At 42.5% G+C, this 18,614-nt stretch carries 19 protein-coding genes; 15 read left to right on the top strand and 4 right to left on the bottom strand.

All coding sequences use genetic code 11. The features are described from left to right. Positions 1-216: 216 nt before the first annotated feature. Positions 217-1,311 carry a [citrate (pro-3S)-lyase] ligase gene (gene citC, locus HKI82_RS07780; RefSeq protein ID WP_102941696.1) on the top strand — a complete coding sequence of 365 codons (1,095 nt, stop codon included), beginning with the start codon at positions 217-219 and terminating at the stop codon, positions 1,309-1,311. 90 nt (positions 1,312-1,401) lie between these two features. Here citC and citX (HKI82_RS07775) read toward each other — a convergent pair whose 3' ends face one another. Beyond that, on the bottom strand, positions 1,402-1,902 hold the full coding sequence (gene citX / locus HKI82_RS07775) for a citrate lyase holo-[acyl-carrier protein] synthase (RefSeq protein ID WP_171137674.1): 501 nt from the start codon (positions 1,900-1,902) through the stop codon (positions 1,402-1,404). Between the two features lie 302 nt (positions 1,903-2,204). On the opposite strand from citX (HKI82_RS07775), the gene HKI82_RS07770 reads away from it, so the two are divergent. The 11 genes from HKI82_RS07770 (at position 2,205) to HKI82_RS07720 (ending at position 12,709) form a co-directional block, all read left to right on the top strand. After that, entirely contained in the window at positions 2,205-2,465 is a 261-nt protein-coding gene (locus HKI82_RS07770; RefSeq protein ID WP_102941698.1) for an OadG family protein, read from the top strand. Positions 2,466-2,482: 17 nt separating this feature from the next. Further along, the gene (gene oadA, locus HKI82_RS07765) at positions 2,483-4,270 is read left to right on the top strand and encodes a sodium-extruding oxaloacetate decarboxylase subunit alpha (protein WP_102941699.1); all 1,788 of its coding nucleotides are present in this window, start codon (positions 2,483-2,485) and stop codon (positions 4,268-4,270) included. 9 nt (positions 4,271-4,279) lie between these two features. Further along, positions 4,280-5,581 (top strand): sodium ion-translocating decarboxylase subunit beta, encoded by a 1,302-nt coding sequence (locus tag HKI82_RS07760; protein ID WP_102941700.1) that lies wholly within the window; start codon positions 4,280-4,282, stop codon positions 5,579-5,581. Positions 5,582-5,748: 167 nt separating this feature from the next. Next, positions 5,749-7,368: an ATP-binding protein gene (locus tag HKI82_RS07755; RefSeq protein WP_146027676.1), complete on the top strand. Its 1,620-nt coding sequence runs from the start codon at positions 5,749-5,751 to the stop codon at positions 7,366-7,368. Then, the gene (locus HKI82_RS07750; RefSeq protein WP_042482057.1) at positions 7,365-8,057 is read left to right on the top strand and encodes a response regulator; all 693 of its coding nucleotides are present in this window, start codon (positions 7,365-7,367) and stop codon (positions 8,055-8,057) included. The genes HKI82_RS07755 and HKI82_RS07750 overlap by 4 nt, the downstream gene beginning before the upstream one ends. A 238-nt stretch (positions 8,058-8,295) precedes the next feature. Next, positions 8,296-8,592 (top strand): citrate lyase acyl carrier protein, encoded by a 297-nt coding sequence (citD, locus tag HKI82_RS07745; RefSeq protein WP_102941701.1) that lies wholly within the window; start codon positions 8,296-8,298, stop codon positions 8,590-8,592. Beyond that, the gene (citE, locus tag HKI82_RS07740; RefSeq protein WP_171137673.1) at positions 8,589-9,464 is read left to right on the top strand and encodes a citrate (pro-3S)-lyase subunit beta; all 876 of its coding nucleotides are present in this window, start codon (positions 8,589-8,591) and stop codon (positions 9,462-9,464) included. The genes citD and citE overlap by 4 nt, the downstream gene beginning before the upstream one ends. A gap of 72 nt (positions 9,465-9,536) precedes the next feature. Continuing rightward, positions 9,537-11,006 (top strand): citrate lyase subunit alpha, encoded by a 1,470-nt coding sequence (gene citF / locus HKI82_RS07735; protein WP_171137726.1) that lies wholly within the window; start codon positions 9,537-9,539, stop codon positions 11,004-11,006. A gap of 3 nt (positions 11,007-11,009) precedes the next feature. After that, positions 11,010-11,531: a citrate lyase holo-[acyl-carrier protein] synthase gene (gene citX / locus HKI82_RS07730; protein ID WP_171137672.1), complete on the top strand. Its 522-nt coding sequence runs from the start codon at positions 11,010-11,012 to the stop codon at positions 11,529-11,531. Then, positions 11,518-12,450, top strand: a complete 933-nt coding sequence (gene citG, locus HKI82_RS07725; RefSeq protein ID WP_171137671.1) for a triphosphoribosyl-dephospho-CoA synthase CitG — start codon at positions 11,518-11,520, stop codon at positions 12,448-12,450. Before citX (HKI82_RS07730) ends, citG begins: the two co-directional genes overlap by 14 nt. Positions 12,451-12,532: 82 nt before the next feature. Further along, positions 12,533-12,709 (top strand): hypothetical protein, encoded by a 177-nt coding sequence (locus HKI82_RS07720; RefSeq protein WP_171137670.1) that lies wholly within the window; start codon positions 12,533-12,535, stop codon positions 12,707-12,709. A 194-nt stretch (positions 12,710-12,903) separates the two neighbouring features. Here HKI82_RS07720 and HKI82_RS07715 read toward each other — a convergent pair whose 3' ends face one another. Continuing rightward, a complete protein-coding gene (locus HKI82_RS07715; RefSeq protein ID WP_171137669.1) occupies positions 12,904-13,179 on the bottom strand; it encodes a hypothetical protein in 276 nt (91 codons plus the stop codon). Positions 13,180-13,645: 466 nt separating this feature from the next. Here HKI82_RS07715 and HKI82_RS07710 point away from each other — a divergent pair, with 466 nt between their 5' ends. Beyond that, a complete protein-coding gene (locus HKI82_RS07710) occupies positions 13,646-14,965 on the top strand; it encodes a DNA repair protein (RefSeq protein ID WP_171137668.1) in 1,320 nt (439 codons plus the stop codon). Positions 14,966-15,032: 67 nt separating this feature from the next. Here HKI82_RS07710 and HKI82_RS07705 read toward each other — a convergent pair whose 3' ends face one another. Next, positions 15,033-15,266, bottom strand: a complete 234-nt coding sequence (locus tag HKI82_RS07705; RefSeq protein ID WP_102941708.1) for a TIGR02647 family protein — start codon at positions 15,264-15,266, stop codon at positions 15,033-15,035. A 336-nt stretch (positions 15,267-15,602) separates the two neighbouring features. On the opposite strand from HKI82_RS07705, the gene focA reads away from it, so the two are divergent. Further along, the gene (gene focA, locus HKI82_RS07700) at positions 15,603-16,445 is read left to right on the top strand and encodes a formate transporter FocA (protein WP_171137667.1); all 843 of its coding nucleotides are present in this window, start codon (positions 15,603-15,605) and stop codon (positions 16,443-16,445) included. A gap of 261 nt (positions 16,446-16,706) precedes the next feature. Here focA and HKI82_RS07695 read toward each other — a convergent pair whose 3' ends face one another. After that, positions 16,707-17,495, bottom strand: coding sequence for an ABC transporter permease (locus tag HKI82_RS07695; RefSeq protein WP_171137666.1), 789 nt, complete (start codon positions 17,493-17,495; stop codon positions 16,707-16,709). A 197-nt stretch (positions 17,496-17,692) separates the two neighbouring features. Here HKI82_RS07695 and HKI82_RS07690 point away from each other — a divergent pair, with 197 nt between their 5' ends. Further along, on the top strand, positions 17,693-18,598 hold the full coding sequence (locus tag HKI82_RS07690) for a manganese-dependent inorganic pyrophosphatase (RefSeq protein WP_171137665.1): 906 nt from the start codon (positions 17,693-17,695) through the stop codon (positions 18,596-18,598). Positions 18,599-18,614: the final 16 nt, after the last annotated feature.

Here is an 18,614-nt window from a genome sequence, read left to right as displayed (position 1 = left end):
CAACAGTGAACTAAGAAGTCAGCTCGGATTTATCTGGGCTGGCTCTTTTTTGTTTATGAATGGGTTTTCAATTAGCGCGCGATGCTCATCCCGTGAGAATAAATTCATAAACGCCATAAACAGTTTTAATGCTTCTGTATAGATTGCGTGAGAGTCACTAAATTATCTGTTGGACTTAAGATAATTCGTTATCCGTTTTGTTGTTGAGAGATCGCTGTGTTTGATACCTACCAATTCCAGAAAATTAACACTCAAAATAGCAGCCAAATGGAAAAGGTGCGGCAGTTCTTGCTTAGTATGGGGTTAGGGATAGATGCCGATGTTGAGTTTTTTGTCGTCGCTTTAAGTTCTAGCGTTATTGTTGGATGCGCGGGGCTGGCTGGCAACACTCTTAAGTCGATAGCAGTTTCTCCTGATCTTCAAGGAACTGGCTTGTCGACTCGATTACTCACTGAAGTGGTCACACATGCTTATGACATGGGTCGATACAACCTATTTATTTACACCAAACCCGATAACTACCGAATGTTTCACGAGGCAGGATTCCACCAACTTACCGCCGTAAAAGACAGAGTTATCCTGCTGGAAAACAGTAAAACAAGGCTTCAGGAACATTGCGAAAAGTTAAGTAGCTTTGCACAACCGGGTGAAAAGATTGGCAGTATTGTGATGAATGCTAATCCGTTTACCAATGGTCATCGCTATTTGGTAAAGCACGCTTCTGAGAACTGTGATTGGGTACATCTGTTTGTTGTGAAGGAAGACAGGTCATTCTTTTCCTATTCAGACCGCTTAAATATGATCAAAGCGGGAGTGAAAGAGTTTAAAAACGTTACTGTGCATGCTGGTTCGGACTACATCATTTCAAGAGCAACGTTCCCAAGCTATTTTCTAAAGGATGAGGGGGTAATTAATTACTGCCACACCGCTGTGGATTTGCAGATCTTCCGGCAATATATCGCACCAGCCTTGGGTATAACTCACCGCTACGTAGGAACGGAGCCGATTTGTAAGGTAACTCGTTTCTACAATCAGCAAATGCACCAGTGGTTGTCTACACCAACCATTGACAGTCCCAAAGTCACTTATGTGGAAATTCCACGCTGTGAAGAAGAAGAGTCACCAATATCCGCTTCCCTAGTCAGAAAGTATTTGTTTGAAAACAATTGGCAAGCGATTGAAAAAATCGTCCCTGAAACCACATACGCTTATCTGCATCAACTGTTTATGGAAGACACTTCCGCCTATCACGCGAAGAGAAAACAAGCAGCGCTAAGAACCGCACAAGCAGAGCAATTGAGTTTAAGCTGAGTGTTTTTAGTAACAAGAGAACTGAACAACCAACATAGCAGCAGCCAGTTCCCTATTAGGTAAGGTGATGTTTGGGGAACTCGCACAGAGCTAATACTGTGCGATGATAGATTTGATTTTGTGTTTTATTTCTTCAACAGAATGACGGTGATTCATAGAGCAGTAGCTGGCTGGATATTGGCACAGGATGCAGCGTCTAGGTTCCATTTGAGAACCTCTTCTCGAAACCGCATAGCCTTGCGGGTCAATAATATCAATGTTGATCAAACTGCCAAGCGGATGGCTGTTTTCAATTTTCACCATGGCACGCTTTAAGTTCGACGTAGTCACCCCTCGCACTACAAATACCGATTCTAGGTTCGAGCTATTGATAGCATCTTCGTGCTCTAGCACCATTGCATTCAATAGCGTCAGTTTCTTGTTAACTTCGTCCAACGCCAGCTTATAAACAAAATGAGCCTGTTCATTTTCATTAAGCTCATTGGAAATATTCGTTTTGACGATAATTAAAGGAAGTTCATATTTTCTTGTTAACTGCGATTGTCGCTTTAGATTATTTAAAGAAATTTGATGAACATCGAACAAAGACATAGCACTCCCCATAATGAGTTTTCCTCTTTAGACCAACATCCCACCAATGCTAAAGACAGCTGCACCTCGTAACTGAGGAGTAAAATACAAATTGCGGTAAATCTTGTGTTGTTAATGGATTAAATGAATTTATTTCTTCGAATGGTTATTTCAATTGCAAATAGAAATTCAGCTGCAACCAATTAAATTTATTTACGCCATTTAATACGTTTAATGGTTCCAATTGAATGATGTGCTTCACGAAGTCCATTCCTCTTATTTCGTTAGACTGTTTGGACTTTCAATATCCAAAGGTTCGAAAGATGAACGAAGGTCCAATTATTCTTGAAGGCGTCAATCTTATGTTTCTGGGCATGGGATTTGTTTTTTGCTTTCTGGCGCTCCTAGTCGCTGCAACCCGTCTGCTGTCCACTTTATCGATTAAGTTTTCACCCCCTGAGAAAGCCATCGTTTCTGCAAAACAAACGGTTTCTGCAGGCGCGCAGGATGACAATTTGGTTGCCGCGATTTCCGCAGTACTACACCACCACAATCAAAAAATTAATAAGCAAGTTCAGGCTTGAGGTTAGAGGAATTTAATATGTCTAAAATAGCTAAACCACTCGGTATTACTGACGTTGCATTGCGTGACGCGCACCAATCACTACTCGCTACGCGAATGAGATTGGATGATATGTTGCCTATAGCATCTAAGCTCGATGAAATTGGCTATTGGTCACTGGAATCTTGGGGTGGTGCAACTTTTGACTCTTGCATTCGATTCTTGGGTGAAGACCCATGGGCGCGCCTAAGAGAGTTAAAAAAGGCAATGCCAAACACCAAACAACAAATGTTGTTGCGTGGTCAAAACATCCTTGGCTATCGCCACTATGCTGATGATGTTGTTGATAAGTTTGTTGAACGTGCCGTTGTAAACGGCATGGATGTTTTCCGTATCTTTGATGCATTAAATGATACTCGCAACATGAAGCGAGCCATCCAAGCGGTAAACAATCAAGGCGCACATGCACAAGGCACTATCTGTTATACAACCAGTCCTGTTCATACTATGCAATCTTGGGTTGATGTAGCGGAGCAGCTTCTGGAATGTGGCGTAAGCTCGATCGCGATTAAAGATATGTCTGGCGTTATGTCTCCGTATGAAGCATACGAGTTGGTATCCAACCTGAAAAAACTCGTGGATGTTGAGCTTCATCTTCATTGTCATTCCACTGCGGGCATGGCGGATATGACGCTGCTTAAAGCGATTGAAGCTGGGGTTGACCGTGTTGACACCGCAATTTCTTCTATGAGCGGTACTTATGGTCACCCATCGACGGAATCGATCGTGGCTGCACTGAAAGGAACGGAGCGTGACACTGGCTTAGATATTGAGAAGTTGGAGAGTATTGCGGCTTACTTTAGAGATGTTCGTAAGAAGTATCATGCGTTCGAAGGTCAACTTAAAGGCTCTGATTCTCGAATTCTCGTTGCTCAAGTTCCGGGTGGCATGCTTACCAACATGGAAGGTCAGTTAAAGCAACAGAACGCGCTGGATCGTATTGATGAAGTACTGACAGAAATTCCAAGAGTCAGAAAAGATCTCGGTTATATCCCTTTAGTAACACCAACTTCGCAAATCGTAGGTACACAAGCGGTAATCAACGTCATGATGGGTGAACGTTATAAAACCATCACCAAAGAAACGGCTGGGGTATTAAAAGGCGAATACGGTAAAACACCAGCACCTGTCGATGCAGAGTTGCAGAAACGTGTACTTGATGGCGCAGAAGTGATCACTTGCCGACCAGCAGATCTGATTGAACCTGAAATCGAACAGCTAATGGAATCGGTGGTTAATCAGGCGCAGGAAAAAGGTATCGAACTGGCTGAAAACACCATTGATGACGTACTTACGGTTGCTCTTTTTGACCAAGTCGCGTGGAAATTTTTGGCTAATCGTAATAATCCAGAAGCTTTTGAACCAGTTCCAACGGTTGCTGAAGTGGCAGCCCCTGCAAAAGCAGCGAAACCATCAGACAAAGCTGTATATACAGTTAACGTCAACAATCAGGCTTATGTGGTTCAAATCAACGAAGGTGCAGATCCTGAAGTTTTGGCCGCATCAACGACTGCTCCTGTGGCCGCAGCTCAACCGGTTGTGTCATCGGGTTCGGCCGAACCAGTTTCCGCTCCTCTCGCAGGTAACATTTGGAAGATCCACAAGAAAATCGGGGACATGGTCAAAGAAGGCGAAACACTGTTAATTCTCGAAGCGATGAAAATGGAAACCGAGATTAAGGCGTTTCGTGACGGCAAAGTCGAATCAATGGCTGTATCAGAAGGCGATGCGGTTCAGGTCGGTGATGAACTATTTGCATTGGCATAAGGATCTGAAATGGACAGTGTAATCGGCTTAATCAGTGATTTTGGTATCCTCCATCTTCAATGGGGCCAATTTCTAATGATTGTCATTGGGATGATCTTGCTCTATCTGGCAATCGTGAAAGGTTTCGAGCCATTGTTGCTCGTGCCTATCGGTTTAGGTGGCATTCTTTCAAACTTGCCTGATGCTAACCTTGCCATTAATGCGGTAGATGCCGCCATTCATGCTGGTAAAGCAGATGTAATGCAAGCATTCGCGCAGATACTCAACGTTGTTGAGTCAACACCGGATGCGATTAAGCATGCAGTGCAAATGGCTACTCCTGAGCAAAAGATGCATTTAGGTTTGCTTGCAGAGCAATATCAATACTCTGACGGTATGTTATATACCTTTTATCATGTTGCCATTGCGTCTGGGGTTGGGCCTCTGGTGATATTCATGGGTGTGGGTGCGATGACAGACTTCGGTCCGTTACTGGCTAATCCTAAAACCTTGTTATTGGGTGCAGCTGCGCAATTCGGTATTTTCGCAACCGTGTTGGGCGCGCTTGGTCTGACTCAATTAGGGATAATGGATTTCAGCGTGGCGCAAGCTGCAGCGATCGGCATCATTGGTGGCGCAGACGGCCCTACAGCTATTTATGTATCAAGCCTGCTTGCTCCTGAACTCTTGGGTGCAATAGCGGTAGCGGCATATTCGTATATGGCATTGGTTCCTATGATTCAGCCACCAATCATGCGTGCGTTGACTACGGAAGCTGAGCGCAAAATCGAAATGAAGCAACTGCGCAAAATCGGCAAGATCGAGAAAGTGTGCTTCCCGCTAATGTTGCTGGTTCTTATTGCAATGTTACTGCCTTCAGCGACGCCACTGATGGGGATGTTCTGTTTTGGTAACTTGATGCGTGAATGTGGAGTTGTCGAGCGCCTCTCAGACACGGCACAAAATGCTCTCATCAATATTGTGACCATTTTCCTTGGGTTGTCTGTAGGTTCGAAACTTATGGCAGATAAGTTCTTGCAACCACAAACGCTGGGAATATTGGCTCTGGGGATTGTTGCTTTCTGTGTGGGAACCGCAGCAGGTCTATTGATGGCGAAACTGATGAATAGACTTTGTGTTGAAAAAGTTAACCCACTCATAGGATCCGCAGGTGTTTCAGCAGTTCCAATGGCAGCTCGCGTCTCAAACAAACTTGGTTTAGAAGCGAACTCGCAAAACTTCCTGCTTATGCATGCAATGGGTCCCAATGTTGCGGGTGTTATTGGATCAGCGGTTGCCGCCGGTGTGATGATTAAATATGTGCTTGGTTAATATTTTAGGAAATCAATAACTAAGGAGGGAGACTGAGTTCTCCCTCTCTGCGTTTTTATTGTCTTTTTGATGCACATTACTAACTTGGTTGGCGAAACGGGCTAACATTCGGTTCTGAATTGAGCACTATATAAGTTCGCACTACTTAATAATAAGGAAATAAATGTATGAATATGATGGAAAAGATGAAGACTGGAGCTTCTTTTCGCGTCAAAGTTTTTCTTCTTATTTTTGCTCTTATGAGCCTTCAGATGATTTTCATGGGTGTGAACTTTCATCAATCCTTACTCGATACACTTGAGCATCAGGTTGGGACACGTGCGTTAATTCAAGCAAAGGAAATTGCCAGCGACCCGAACTTAATTCAGGAAGTGAGGATCAAAAACATCCCCGCGATAGAACGCATTATTAATCGTTTAACGAAAATATCGGACGCTAGCTTTATTGTTATTGGCGATGATGACGGCACTCGCTTATCTCACCCGATAAAAGAAAACATTGGTTTGCCGATGCAAGGAGGGGATAACGCTGCTGCGTTAGAACGAGGCGAGTCTTACATTTCTATTCGTAAAGGCTCCTTGGGATATGGCGTCCGTGGCAAAAGTGCCATTGTTGACTTCGATGGTGAAATTATTGGTGTCGTCTCCGTTGGTTACCTGTTTAACCGTTTTGACCAGTGGCTGGTATTTTATGCCAAACCGGTCTCTTTTGAACTTGGCGCAATATTACTGCTAACGCTGATAGGCGCTTGGTTTTTTTCCAGCCACATCAAAAAGAAAATGAACGGTATGGAGCCATCAGAAATTGCGTTGGCACTTTACTTACAACGTTCAATCCTTCAATCCGTTTATGAAGGGATTATCGCCATCGACAAAACGGGTAAGATTCTGGCGGTAAATAAAAGTGCCATTGACCTGTTAGGTACGGATAAAGAAGTCAGTGAAATAAAGAACAGAAGTATTTTGGAATATCTAAATCATACCCAGTTCTTTTTTCAGACACCTTATGAAGAAAATATAAAGGATGAAATAGTATCTATTAACGGAAAAACACTTATTGCAAATAGAGTGGCTATCTTTGATAGAGATTTGTTAATTGGTTGGGTCATCAGTTTTAGACATAAAAATGATATAAATTCTCTAACGGCAGAATTGACTCAAATCAAACAATATACAGATAATTTAAGAGTTATGAGGCATGAACATGCTAACAAGTTGTCAACGATTTCAGGCTTAATTGAAATTGGTGAATATGAAGCAGCGCTCTCATTGATCAATAATGAAAATACAAAGAAACAACAACTTATTGATTTCATACGTTCAAGAATAAAATGTAAACAAGTGGCAGGAATTCTACTTGGTAAATATGCTCGATCTCAAGAACTGGGACTTCAGTTACAGTTTGATCCTACCTGTCAGTTATATAATCTGCCGGACAATATTGATGATGATGAATTATCAGCAATTATTGGTAACTTGATTGATAATGCATTTGAAGCGACGCTTAAAAACCCAGAGAGCGATAAAGTAATAACGCTACTAATTACAGATGCAGGTAAAGAATTAGTTATTGAAATTGGCGATAATGGTTGCGGTATCGATCCTGAAATAGCGGGGACTATTTTCAACCGAGGCGTTACAAGTAAAGGTGATGATAAAGGTCATGGTATTGGACTGTATTTAATTAACCGTTACGTAACGAACGCTGGTGGCGTCATCTTAGTCGACAACGCAGAGCCTAAGGGCACTATTTTTTCTATTTTTATTCCCAAGAACGGTAACCGATGATGGACTCTATAGATGTTTTAATCGTTGAAGATGAAGTTGGAATTGCTGAATTACATGCTCAGTTTTTAAGACAGATGATGCGTTTTAGACCTGTAGGTATCGCGAATACTATTAGCATGGCTAAAACAATGCTGAAGGTTAATAAACCGAACTTAATTATATTAGACAACTTTCTTCCAGATGGTTTAGGCATCGACTTATTAAGAAGCATTGTCGCGGATAAATCTGACTCAAAGCCTGATGTCATATTGATCACAGCTTCAAGTGAAATGGAAACGGTTAAAGAGGCAATGCACTGTGGCTGTTTTGATTATTTATTGAAACCAGTATCATATGTGCGTTTAAAGGATACATTGAACCGTTACGTTCAATATCATAGTGCAATGAATGCTTATGACAATATTAGCCAACGCCACGTTGACGACCTGTTTAATATTCAAGCTCGAGAAAAGTCTGCTAATACGTTACCTAAAGGTATTGGTGAACTAACTTTAGATAAAATAAAACAAACCTTTATCGAAAATACGGGAATCAAATATACGGCTGAAAGGCTAGGTGAACAGGTCGGGATTAGTAAAACAACCGCCAGACGTTATTTAGAATATTGCTCAGCCAATGGCTTCCTAGATGCTGAAAATGAACATGGACGAGTAGGCCGCCCTGAACGAGTCTATGTAAAGTCCAATTAAACACGTCTTAATTTGAAAAACGGCTAAGGATATCTTTAGCCGTTTTTTGTTTCCTACCAAACGGAATAATTTAAACCATTTAAATCATTAATGGTTTTTAGCCTCCAACTAAACATGATTGGTATCGCCAAAAACATAGCGGATAGCAAAGAGAATAGGCGTTAGTTATTCGGCATTGAGCATTCTTTGCCTTTATTCAATTTTCTGCCATCCGAAATGGGATTCACGAGGTGCATACATGATAATCAGTCAGCGATCATACGCTGGAACATTGGAGTCTAGCGACTTGCTAGTCGAAATAGTCCCGTCAGCCACAAAGAGTTTGGATATAGAAATTACCAGTTCTGTAGAAAAGCAATTTGGAGAGTTAATCAAAAATACAGTGATCAGCACTTTGTCAGAAATGGGAGTTCAGTCTGCGTTGGTCAAGATCAACGACAAAGGTGCTTTGGATTGTGTCATTAAAGCAAGAGTTCAAGCCGCGGTAATTCGAGCAACCGCTGGCAGCGATATTGTCTGGGGGAGATTGAAATGAGCAAATTACGCAGAAGTATGTTGTTTGTCCCTGGTTCTAATGCCGCGATGTTGAGCAACTCTTTTATCTATAATCCAGATTCCATCATGTTTGATTTGGAAGACTCCGTTTCAATTCGTGAGAAAGACACGGCAAGAATGCTCGTTTTCAATGCGCTTCAACATCCTATGTATAAGAACATTGAAACCATCGTTCGTGTGAACGGTTTGGATACTGACTTTGGTCCACTCGATGTAAAAGCGGTGGTGAAAGCAGGCGTGAATGCTGTGCGTCTTGCTAAAACGGACAGTGCTCAAGATGTTCATAATATGGAAGAACTCATCACGGAAGCTGAGATGGAGTTTGGTCGTGAAATTGGCAGTACCAAAATGCTTGCAGCGATTGAATCTGCTATGGGTATCAATAATGCAGTCGAAATTGCAAAAGCATCAAGTCGATTGATTGGTATTGCTTTGGGTGCAGAAGACTATGTTCGCGACCTTAGAACTCAACGTACAGCGGAAGGCGTGGAACTCTTATTCGCGCGATGCTCAATTCTTCAAGCGGCAAGAGCTGCCGGTATTATGGCATTTGATACCGTCTATTCCGATGCCAACAATGAAGAAGGCTTCATCCACGAAGCCGAACACATCAAATCTCTCGGCTTTGACGGTAAGTCACTGATTAACCCGCGTCAAATCGAAATCATTCACAACATCTTTGCTCCAACTCAAAAAGAGGTTGACCACGCAAATGCCGTTATTGAAGTGGCGGCAGAGGCAGAAGCTCAGGGCTCTGGCGTTGTATCACTAAACGGCAAGATGGTTGACGCTCCAATCATAGAGCGTGCTCGGTGGACACTACAGCGTGCGAAATCAGGAATCAGACAGTAGGGCAATATGATGACAACTATAACTAATGCAATTGATCGTGAACTTGATATTGATGTTGAGAAATGTCCAACACTGTTGCCATATTCTGGCGCACATCAACTGACTTCTCACCTGCTAAACAGAGAAACCAAGAGAAGCCGTAAACTCTTTGAAACCTTGGAAGAGGCAATCAAAAACGTTGGTCTGGCTGATGGTATGACTATTTCGTTTCATCACTCATTTCGAGGCGGAGACAAAACCATCAACATGGTGATGAATGTGATTGCTTCCATGGGCTTTAAAGACCTCACTTTAGCGTCAAGTTCACTCTCTGATATTCATTCACCGCTTGTTGAACACATTAAAAATGGCGTAGTGAAGAAAATATACACATCCGGAATGCGCGGACAGCTGGCCGAAGAAGTGTCTCGTGGTCTGCTGGCTGAGCCTGTTCATATTCATTCTCATGGCGGCCGTGTTCATTTGGTTCAAAGTGGTGAACTGAATATCGATGTTGCGTTTATCGGCGTATCAAGCAGTGATGAGTTTGGTAATGCTAATGCTGTCAAAGGTCAGTCTCGCTGTGGTTCCCTTGGTTATGCACAAATTGATGCTCAGTATGCGAACAAAACGGTTGTGCTCACTGAGTCTCTTGTTGAGTTCCCAAATACGCCAGCGTCAATTGCGCAGGACCAAGTCGATGCGATTGTGAAAGTGGCAGAGGTGGGTGACGCGTCTAAGATTGGTGGTGATGCAACGCGTATGACGACTAACCCTCGCGAATTGTTAATTGCTCGCAAAGCTGCTGACGTTATTGAGCATTCAGGCTATTTCAAAGATGGTTTCAACTTGCAAACCGGTTCTGGCGGTGCATCTTTAGCGGTTACCCGCTTTTTAGAAGATAAGATGGTCAGACGAAATATTACGGCGAATTTTGGCTTGGGCGGTATTACGGCCACTATGGTTGCGCTACACGAGAAGGGGCTAATTAAAACATTACTTGATGTGCAGTCATTCGATTCTGTTGCCGCTGATTCTTTGGCTCGTAATCCCAATCACATTGAAATCTCTGCTAATCAATACGCAAACCCTTCTTCTAAAGGTGCGATGGTTGATCGATTGGATGTCGTCGTTCTCAGTGCTCTAGAAATTGATACTGACTTTAACGTTAATGTTATCACTGGTTCAGACGGTGTAATTCGCGGCGCTTCTGGCGGTCATAGTGATACCGCAGCAGCAGCCAATTTGACTATCGTTGTTGCTCCGTTAATTCGTGGTCGAATTCCAACCGTTGTGAACTCTGTATTGAATGTTGTGACTCCTGGAACGCAAATAGACGTTCTGGTTACTGATCATGGCATAGCCGTCAATCCAAATAGAGAAGAAGTGAAAGCTCGACTTATCAACGCTGGTATACCGATCATGGATATTCACGAGTTGCAGCAACGAGCTGAGTCGTTGACAGGTAAGCCAAAGCCAATTGAGTACTTAAACAATGTTGTTGGCTATGTGCGTTACCGTGACGGTTCTGTTATTGATGTGATTCGTCAGGTTAAGGAGTAAATCGTGTATCGAGGCCCAGCAATAACCCTAGAGCAGGTCTTAGAGAATCGAGAGCTTCGAGCTGAAAGGCAAAGAGAATGGGTTTCGACCCATTCTCTGCCCATCGTGAGCTTTACGATTAACATGCCCGGCAGTGTAAAACTAAACCAAATATCTCAAATAGGATTTGCTGCGGGTCAGGAACAGATCAGAAAGGCATGCATGCACTCGGGCTGTTCGAGTTTTATCAGTCAGTCGTTCATCAGTGATTGCGGTTGTGAATCGATGAGTGCGGTAGGCGGCATTTCTCCTCAAGATTTAAAACGCCTGATGATCGAGGTGGAAGACACTCATCCGTTAGGTCGCCTATTTGATATCGACGTGTTCGATACCCAAGGTGTGGTGCTTTCTCGTGACCAGCTTGGATTTGCAAGAAGACGGTGTTTCGTTTGTGGCAGAGATGCAAAATTATGTGCTCGTAACCGTGTTCACCCACTACCAGCCCTGATCGACAAATTGAGTGAGATTATTCATGCAAACCACTAATTCTTTACGTTGGCTTTTGAGTGATTGTTGTTTATATCAGAAAACAGATCGTGGGACATTTGAGCTCAATATTTGCGAACTGGTCGGGAATCTGGCTTATCACGCGATGATGCTTGAAGTTCATCTGACGCCGAAACCTGGCTTGGTTGACTGTGTCTCCACAGGTGCACATAGCGATATGAACATCGATACCTTTGTCGAAAGCGCAAATAGCCTGCGCCCCTATATGCTGAAGTTTGTTAAATCTGGCTACGATCAATACTTCACTTCGCCCGCGAATCTCCTTCCTAACCTCAGAAAAATTGGTATAGAAGCAGAGAGAGCAATGTTTACCGCAACAGCAGGTGTAAATACCCATAAAGGGATGATTTTTACGCTTGGTTTAATTTGTGGTGCAGTAGGCTGGCTTTACAAAAAAGAATCCACTTTTACATCCTCCCGAATTCAATCGGTAATCAAAGAGTGCTGCGCTCAACTGGTTACCGATGAGCTTGAGCATTCAAACAAAATTCCCGTCACGGCAGGGGAGCAAATATATCGTCGTTATGGATTAGCCGGAATTAGAGGGGAGGCAGCAAAGGGCTACCCTATGATTTTTGACTGCGCGTTGCCAACTTATGAATTCGCAATCGATAAAGGTTTGTCTGAAGAGCAAGCGATGTTTAAGACTTTGCTGACGATCATGTCGTGCAATGAAGACTCAAACCTAGTTCACCGAGGCGGTCTTGAAGGGCTTGAATATGTGAAATTGTATTCGAAGTCATTGCTAACAAGCTGTGAAGTCTATGATGATGATTTTGAACAACGGATGCAGGATTACGATAAACAACTGGTAGAAAGAAATTTAAGCCCAGGTGGAAGTGCCGATTTGTTGGCTGCAACCTGGTTGATTGCACAGTTAAACTTACTTAATCGCTAGGCCGCCCATTCAACTAGGCCGTCCATTCAATACGGACCTGTTCGTTACTCAACGAAATTTGGCTACTCAATAAAAAAAGGCAATGGAAAAGATCTCCCATTGCCCACCAACAATTCCCTACAATCAAATCAGTGTTGATCAAAACCTATTGGAACTACTTCGATATCATTTTCCAGCTCAATTGGGTTATGGAAGTTTTCGTAGTGATGCTGGCAAAGAGGTATCTGAAATACATCGTCAGCTTGGTTACTTGAATTAATTTGGTTCTTGCTCTTAACCAGAACTTGACGCGTATATTTGTTTGTACAATTCACTTCCGAGCAAAAAGTATTTTTCAGTTTGTTTTTTGAATCGGAATATTCATTTATCAGATTTGATTCACTATCTAATATATTGTTTACGAGCATATCGTAATCCTTTGGAGTACTTTGTTTATTATTCGGTGGGTAATCGCTATAAAGTAAATCCGATAGGGACAAGTTCAACATTGTCTTGGATTTCTAATTGGTTGCTTTCGTTGTTACCGTGCTCTGCGCAGAGCGGGACCACGTAGATCGACTCTTGCTGATCATTAGGGTCAGCAACAAAGATTGCTTGGTTGTGATTTTTTGCGCAGTTAGGTACTGAGCATTTTTCGTGGCTACTTTTACTAAAGTATTTCCAATATGAGAGCCAATTTTCTTTTGCTTTTTGAGTTATGGATTCTTCTGATAACCGTGAAACTAACATGATTTTATCCTCTTGGACTAATAATCTGTATGTGACTATTACACCGCTTATGGACTCTTCAGTTTCTAATTAAATTCATATGTTTTTGTGGTTTTTAAAGAATTTTTAAATTTAATGAAGCAAATATATTCAGAGGGAGAATAACGAGGGAATTTTGCTATTAACAAGAAAATAAGCTGTCATCAAACCACTGCAAGTGTCACTAGGTCAGCTTGGAGTAAGAGGTGAATGGAAGGGATCTTGAGTTGAGGAAGCGGTGTGGGCAGTATCCGTTTCTTATCATGCATTGCGCTAGGTGTTTATTCTGTAATTTATGCTTATGAAAACTTTGTGTTTTATTATTTTTATCTATGGATTAAAGTGCCATAGCACTCTGTCTTTTCTTTAAGACATCTTGCTTTTGTTAAGGTAAAGATAGTGATGCAGGTTGGCACTATTCAGTTGTAAAAATAATAAGGTCTAATCAATGACAAATATTAGAATGACGCTGCTGGCTTCAGTAGTCGTCTTTGCGCTTGCAGGATGTCAAAGTACATCGGAACCCGTTTCTCTTACCCAAGAAACAAATCATGTTGAACAATCCGTAGAAACTCAGTTTGCTGAGGTCGATCAGGTATACCAAAGTTGGCTGGAAATACTAAAAGACAGCGACAACTTAGCCTTGTATTCACCAACCCATTTCCGCCAGCTAGCGGATGCATGGTTAGGTTCGACAGAGGTTTATAAACAAATCGAGTCTGAACCTGCACTAATTCAAAAAGACTACTCGCTGTTTTCGAGCAAGAGCTACAAACAAGTCTTTGAAGAGAACATTGCTAAGGTCGATGCATCTTATCGTGAGCTTCAAGAGTTTAAGCTGAAAGCGGATAACGCGTTAGCCGACGCTATCGCGCAAATGGCTTATTTAGAGAGTATTGCAACCGTTAGTTATTTCCCTTCTGACTATAAAAAAGTAGATTCGGACTATCGCAATTTGTTTATCGATGTACGCGATGACAAGCTGGAAGCAGCGCAGGAAAAACAGGTGAAATTCCTGGCTAAGGCGAAGCTGTTAGAGGTTAAGGTTAACCACAAAATCTATATCGAACCTTTAGAGAAGCAAGCAGCAGTACTTAAGAAAGAAGGATTGTCTCGCGTTGCTCCACTATCTTTTGACCGAGTAGAAGGAGAGATTACTCTAGCGACGAATGTCGTTTCTACTAACCCAAGAGATACGCAAAGTGTTCAAAATGCCGTTAAGCGAGTGGAGTTCGAATTAAAACACGTCGCTCAAGTGGCGCATCAGGTGAAATTGTTGGCAGCTATTGACGACAACAAATTCGAGCCTATAGTGCTGGAAATGGAAAACAACTTGTTTGCTATCTCTCAGAAAATCGACGGTTCAGACTACCGTGACACTATGCTGCGTGAACAGGCAGAACGCATACTGACCAGCGTAGAAGGTCTCGTTGCTGCTGATAAAACCAATGCCTTAAAAGAGCAGTTAACTGCGTTAACGCTTAAGGTTGAGTCGTTAGAAGCGGAAAACAAGAAGCAAGTTGAGGCTCTTGCACAAGCCTCAGCCAGAGAACAGCAACTTCAGCAACAGAAAACTCGTGATGAACAGTATATTCGCCGTATGGACGAGTTGGTGGCTTCTTTGAAACAGCTTCAGGTTGCGCCAGTAAGTAAAACTGTAGGTGAAGTAGAAGCTCCGGTAAGCACAGCAACACCTGCAGAAAGTGCTCCGCTAGTTGAAACTCCTACAGTACCCGTTGAGAGTGCGACACAGAGCGATGCAAGCTAACTCGATTTAGGACAACAGAAACAAAAAGAGCGCCATTGGCGCTCTTTCTTTATTGATTTCAGGAAGTTTAAGCCGTCAATACTCGTAAAATTCGGTCAGCTTTTTCAGCCATTTCGATACCTTCATCAGTCAGGTATCCACCATCAGGCAATGTACATAGGCCTTTATCATGGAGTCTTTTCGCGGCAGCTTGCATGGCTTCTCCCGCTTCGCTATGTACCTTAATACCCGTCGCAGCACTACTAATGTCAAATTGGACAAGGAGATTTAATTCATCTAAGTGTTGTTGGGAAAATTTCATGACACACCCTTCTTACTCGTTAAGTTAACTTCACAATAGGCGCAGCCTTTCAAAGACGCAATGAGATGAAAACAGAAGTGTTATCTAGAACCAATATGGGCGTTTTTTACACATAACAAATTATTCACAACCTTTGCCGCATAAGGCTTTGGTAAATTACTTCGTGTTATTAAAATTCTGTTTTTTATTATCAAATAGAATTTAATTCGTTGATTAGCTCTTTCGAATTGCTCCCGAAATAAACATTTTTAGTTAACGTAAAAATAGCCCTTGAATAATCGTGGTTTTGGAGCGATTATCGCGAGCTATCTTTGTATCAAAATGTAACTTTTTATTATGGAACATAGTCAATTCGATTCGTTGCTCCCTCCTCAGATGGCTGAACGTGCCGCTGAGACTGGGGTTGGTAAAGCAACCAAAGCCGCATACAAATCTTTTCTTCTAGCCATTTCTGCGGGTATTCATATTGGTATTGCATTTGTGTTTTACACCGTAGTGACAACTGGCGCGCATGATTTACCTTATGGCGTGACCAAGTTATTAGGCGGTATAGCGTTTAGCTTAGGTCTTATTCTTGTGGTCATTACAGGCGGTGAGCTTTTTACCAGTACCGTGCTTACTCTGGTTGCGAAAGCGAGCGGCAAAATCTCATGGCGTCAGTTAATGAAGAACTGGACGGTTGTTTATCTGGGCAATCTCGCTGGTTCTGTTTTACTTGTCGCGATTATGTTGTCCACACGCCAATACATGGAAGACGGTGGTCAGCTTGGTCTAAATGCCATGGCTATCTCACAACATAAACTCCACCATACTTTTCTTCAGGCATTTTCTTTGGGGTTGATGTGTAACATTCTTGTTTGTTTAGCGGTATGGATGACGTTTAGTGCTCGCTCACTGACTGACAAGGTCATGGTTTTGGTGTTGCCTGTCGCGATGTTTGTCTCCTCAGGTTTTGAACACTGCATTGCCAACATGTTCCAAGTGCCTATGGCGATCGGTATTAAGAATTTTGCTCCAGAGGCATTCTGGAAGATGACAGGGGCGAATATTGCAGATTACGCTGACCTCAACATGATGGACTTCATCATCAATAACCTAATTCCGGTAACACTAGGAAACGTTGTTGGTGGTGGTGTGTTCGTTGGTATGTGGTACTGGTTGATTTACCTGAAAGATTAATTGTCTGAAGGACTTCAATATCTGACTAAAAAGGAAAAGCGGCAAAAATGCCGCTTTTTTCATGTTTTCCATCTCAAGCTTTTGTTGCGCAACAAAACTCGTTATTCACCTTATCCACAATTTCTGTGGATAACCTGTTTTAAATACCGTGTGTAAACGCAACTAAATGATTTTTTCAGTAATTGTGCACAAATTACGTGCGACAAACGCACTATTTTAGGGTGTTAAATAAAGGTGATTATTTGTACTGTTTTTCAATTTCTAGTCACGAAATGTCACATTTACTCGACCTTCTTTGGTAAAAGTAGCCTTTAATGTCAAATGAATGGATAAAGTGAGAGAAATCGTCATCATCACAAAGATGGCAATCATGATCATCAACTGATATTTGATTGCGACAAGGGGAGAAGCCCCGCCCAGTATTTGTCCCGTCATCATACCCGGTAGTGTCACTAAGCCCGTCGTTGCCATAGAGGCAAGAATAGGAGCGTTAGCTTTCCGCAGCGCGTTTCTTACAAAATCCCGTGAAGCATATTGAGGTGAAGCACCTAATGAGATTGCGGCTTCGTATTCACTCTTTCGTTCTTCGAAAGCGGTGAACAAGTTCTGCAAAGCAACGATGTTGCCGCTGAGACTATTTCCTAAAAGCATTCCGGCTAACGGGATCAGATACTGTGCACTGTACCAAGGAGATGGTTGAACAATACCGAAACAGAGAATGACCACTATAGGGAACAGTCCTGCCGCTAAACCCAAAACAATCGGCACAAGCAGCTTGTTCGTCGGCAGGCGAGTTTTTGAAACGATAGAACTGGCTCCGACAAGTATCATCAAAGAGAGCCAAACAAGATTGACCCAAATACTGTTGAGCTTAAACAGATATTCCAGATACATACCGACGAGTATCAGTTGTACGGTCATTCGACCCACGGAAATGAAGATCTCTTTACTGATGCCCAGTTGATAAATTCTACTCACCATAACGGGAATGATGAGCACCGAACTAAAAATAGCTAATTGCCACCATGCGATATCAATCGTGCTGTTCACCTTTTCTCCCGTTTAAACGTTGTTCTTCTTAGAAATCTGTTTGCTAATTATTACTTAACCCCTGATTCCAACAAGCAAAAAATCGATGAGTTAGTCACTCTTTATTGATTTAGCTCCATAAAGAGTTCTTCAAAATAAGTACAGTACTCATCTTTATGTGTTGTTTACCCTTAAGGGTCAGAATAATAGGAACAGTGATGATTTTAGTAGTCGGTCATAAGAATCCAGACAGTGATAGTATTTGTAGCGCATTAGTGGCTGCCGAACTGTTGAAAGCACGTGGTTTAGAAGCGAAAGCGGTACGCCAAGGCGAAATCAACCGTGAAACCCAGCACATCTTGACGACCGCAGGTGCTGATCAACCTGAATTACGTACTAGTGTAGCTGGTGAAAAAGTATGGTTAGTTGACTACACCGACTTAGCGCAAGCGCCTGATGACTTAAATGAGGCAGAAATTCTAGGTATTGTCGATCACCACCGTTTGGGTGATGTGATGACAGTAAATCCTTTGGAAGCATGGATTTGGCCGGTAGGCTGTACTAGCACTATTTTGTTTAACCTATTCAAAATGGAAAATGCTCCAATCACTAAGCAAACAGCAACGCTTATGATCTCTGCGATTCTTTCAGATACCGTTGGTTTTGCTTCTCCTACTTGTACTCAAAAAGACAAAGATGCCGTTGCTGAACTGGCTGTTCTGGCTGAAATCGAAGATCTAGATGCATTTATCCAAGCACTCCTGATTGCTAAAACGGACATTGAAGGTTTGTCTGCGGCGCAACTGGTTGAAAAAGACCTTAAAGCTTACCCGTTTAATGGCCGTGACGTTGTCGTTGGTCAAATTGAATTAGCGACATTAGACCAAGTTGCCACTATGATTGATGCGCTAGAAGCGGATTTAGAGCGTCGTTGCGAACAAGAGAACCTTGCGTTTGCAGCTCTAATGCTGACTGACATCACTACTGCGCAAACCCGTTTGCTGTTTAAAGGTGAGTGGTCAGATAAACTGGCGAAGCATCTGTCAGACGGAGTATTGATGATGGAAAATACTCTAAGCCGTAAGAAGCAAGGCTGGCCTTGGTTACAGACTGAGCTAGCTTAATCGCTGATTTCGGGTA

This window comes from Vibrio plantisponsor (assembly GCF_013041605.1).
Taxonomy (GTDB): Bacteria; Pseudomonadota; Gammaproteobacteria; order Enterobacterales; family Vibrionaceae; genus Vibrio; species Vibrio plantisponsor.
The sequence above is the reverse complement of the archived record's forward strand: the minus strand, read 5'-3'. Positions and strand labels throughout refer to the sequence as shown.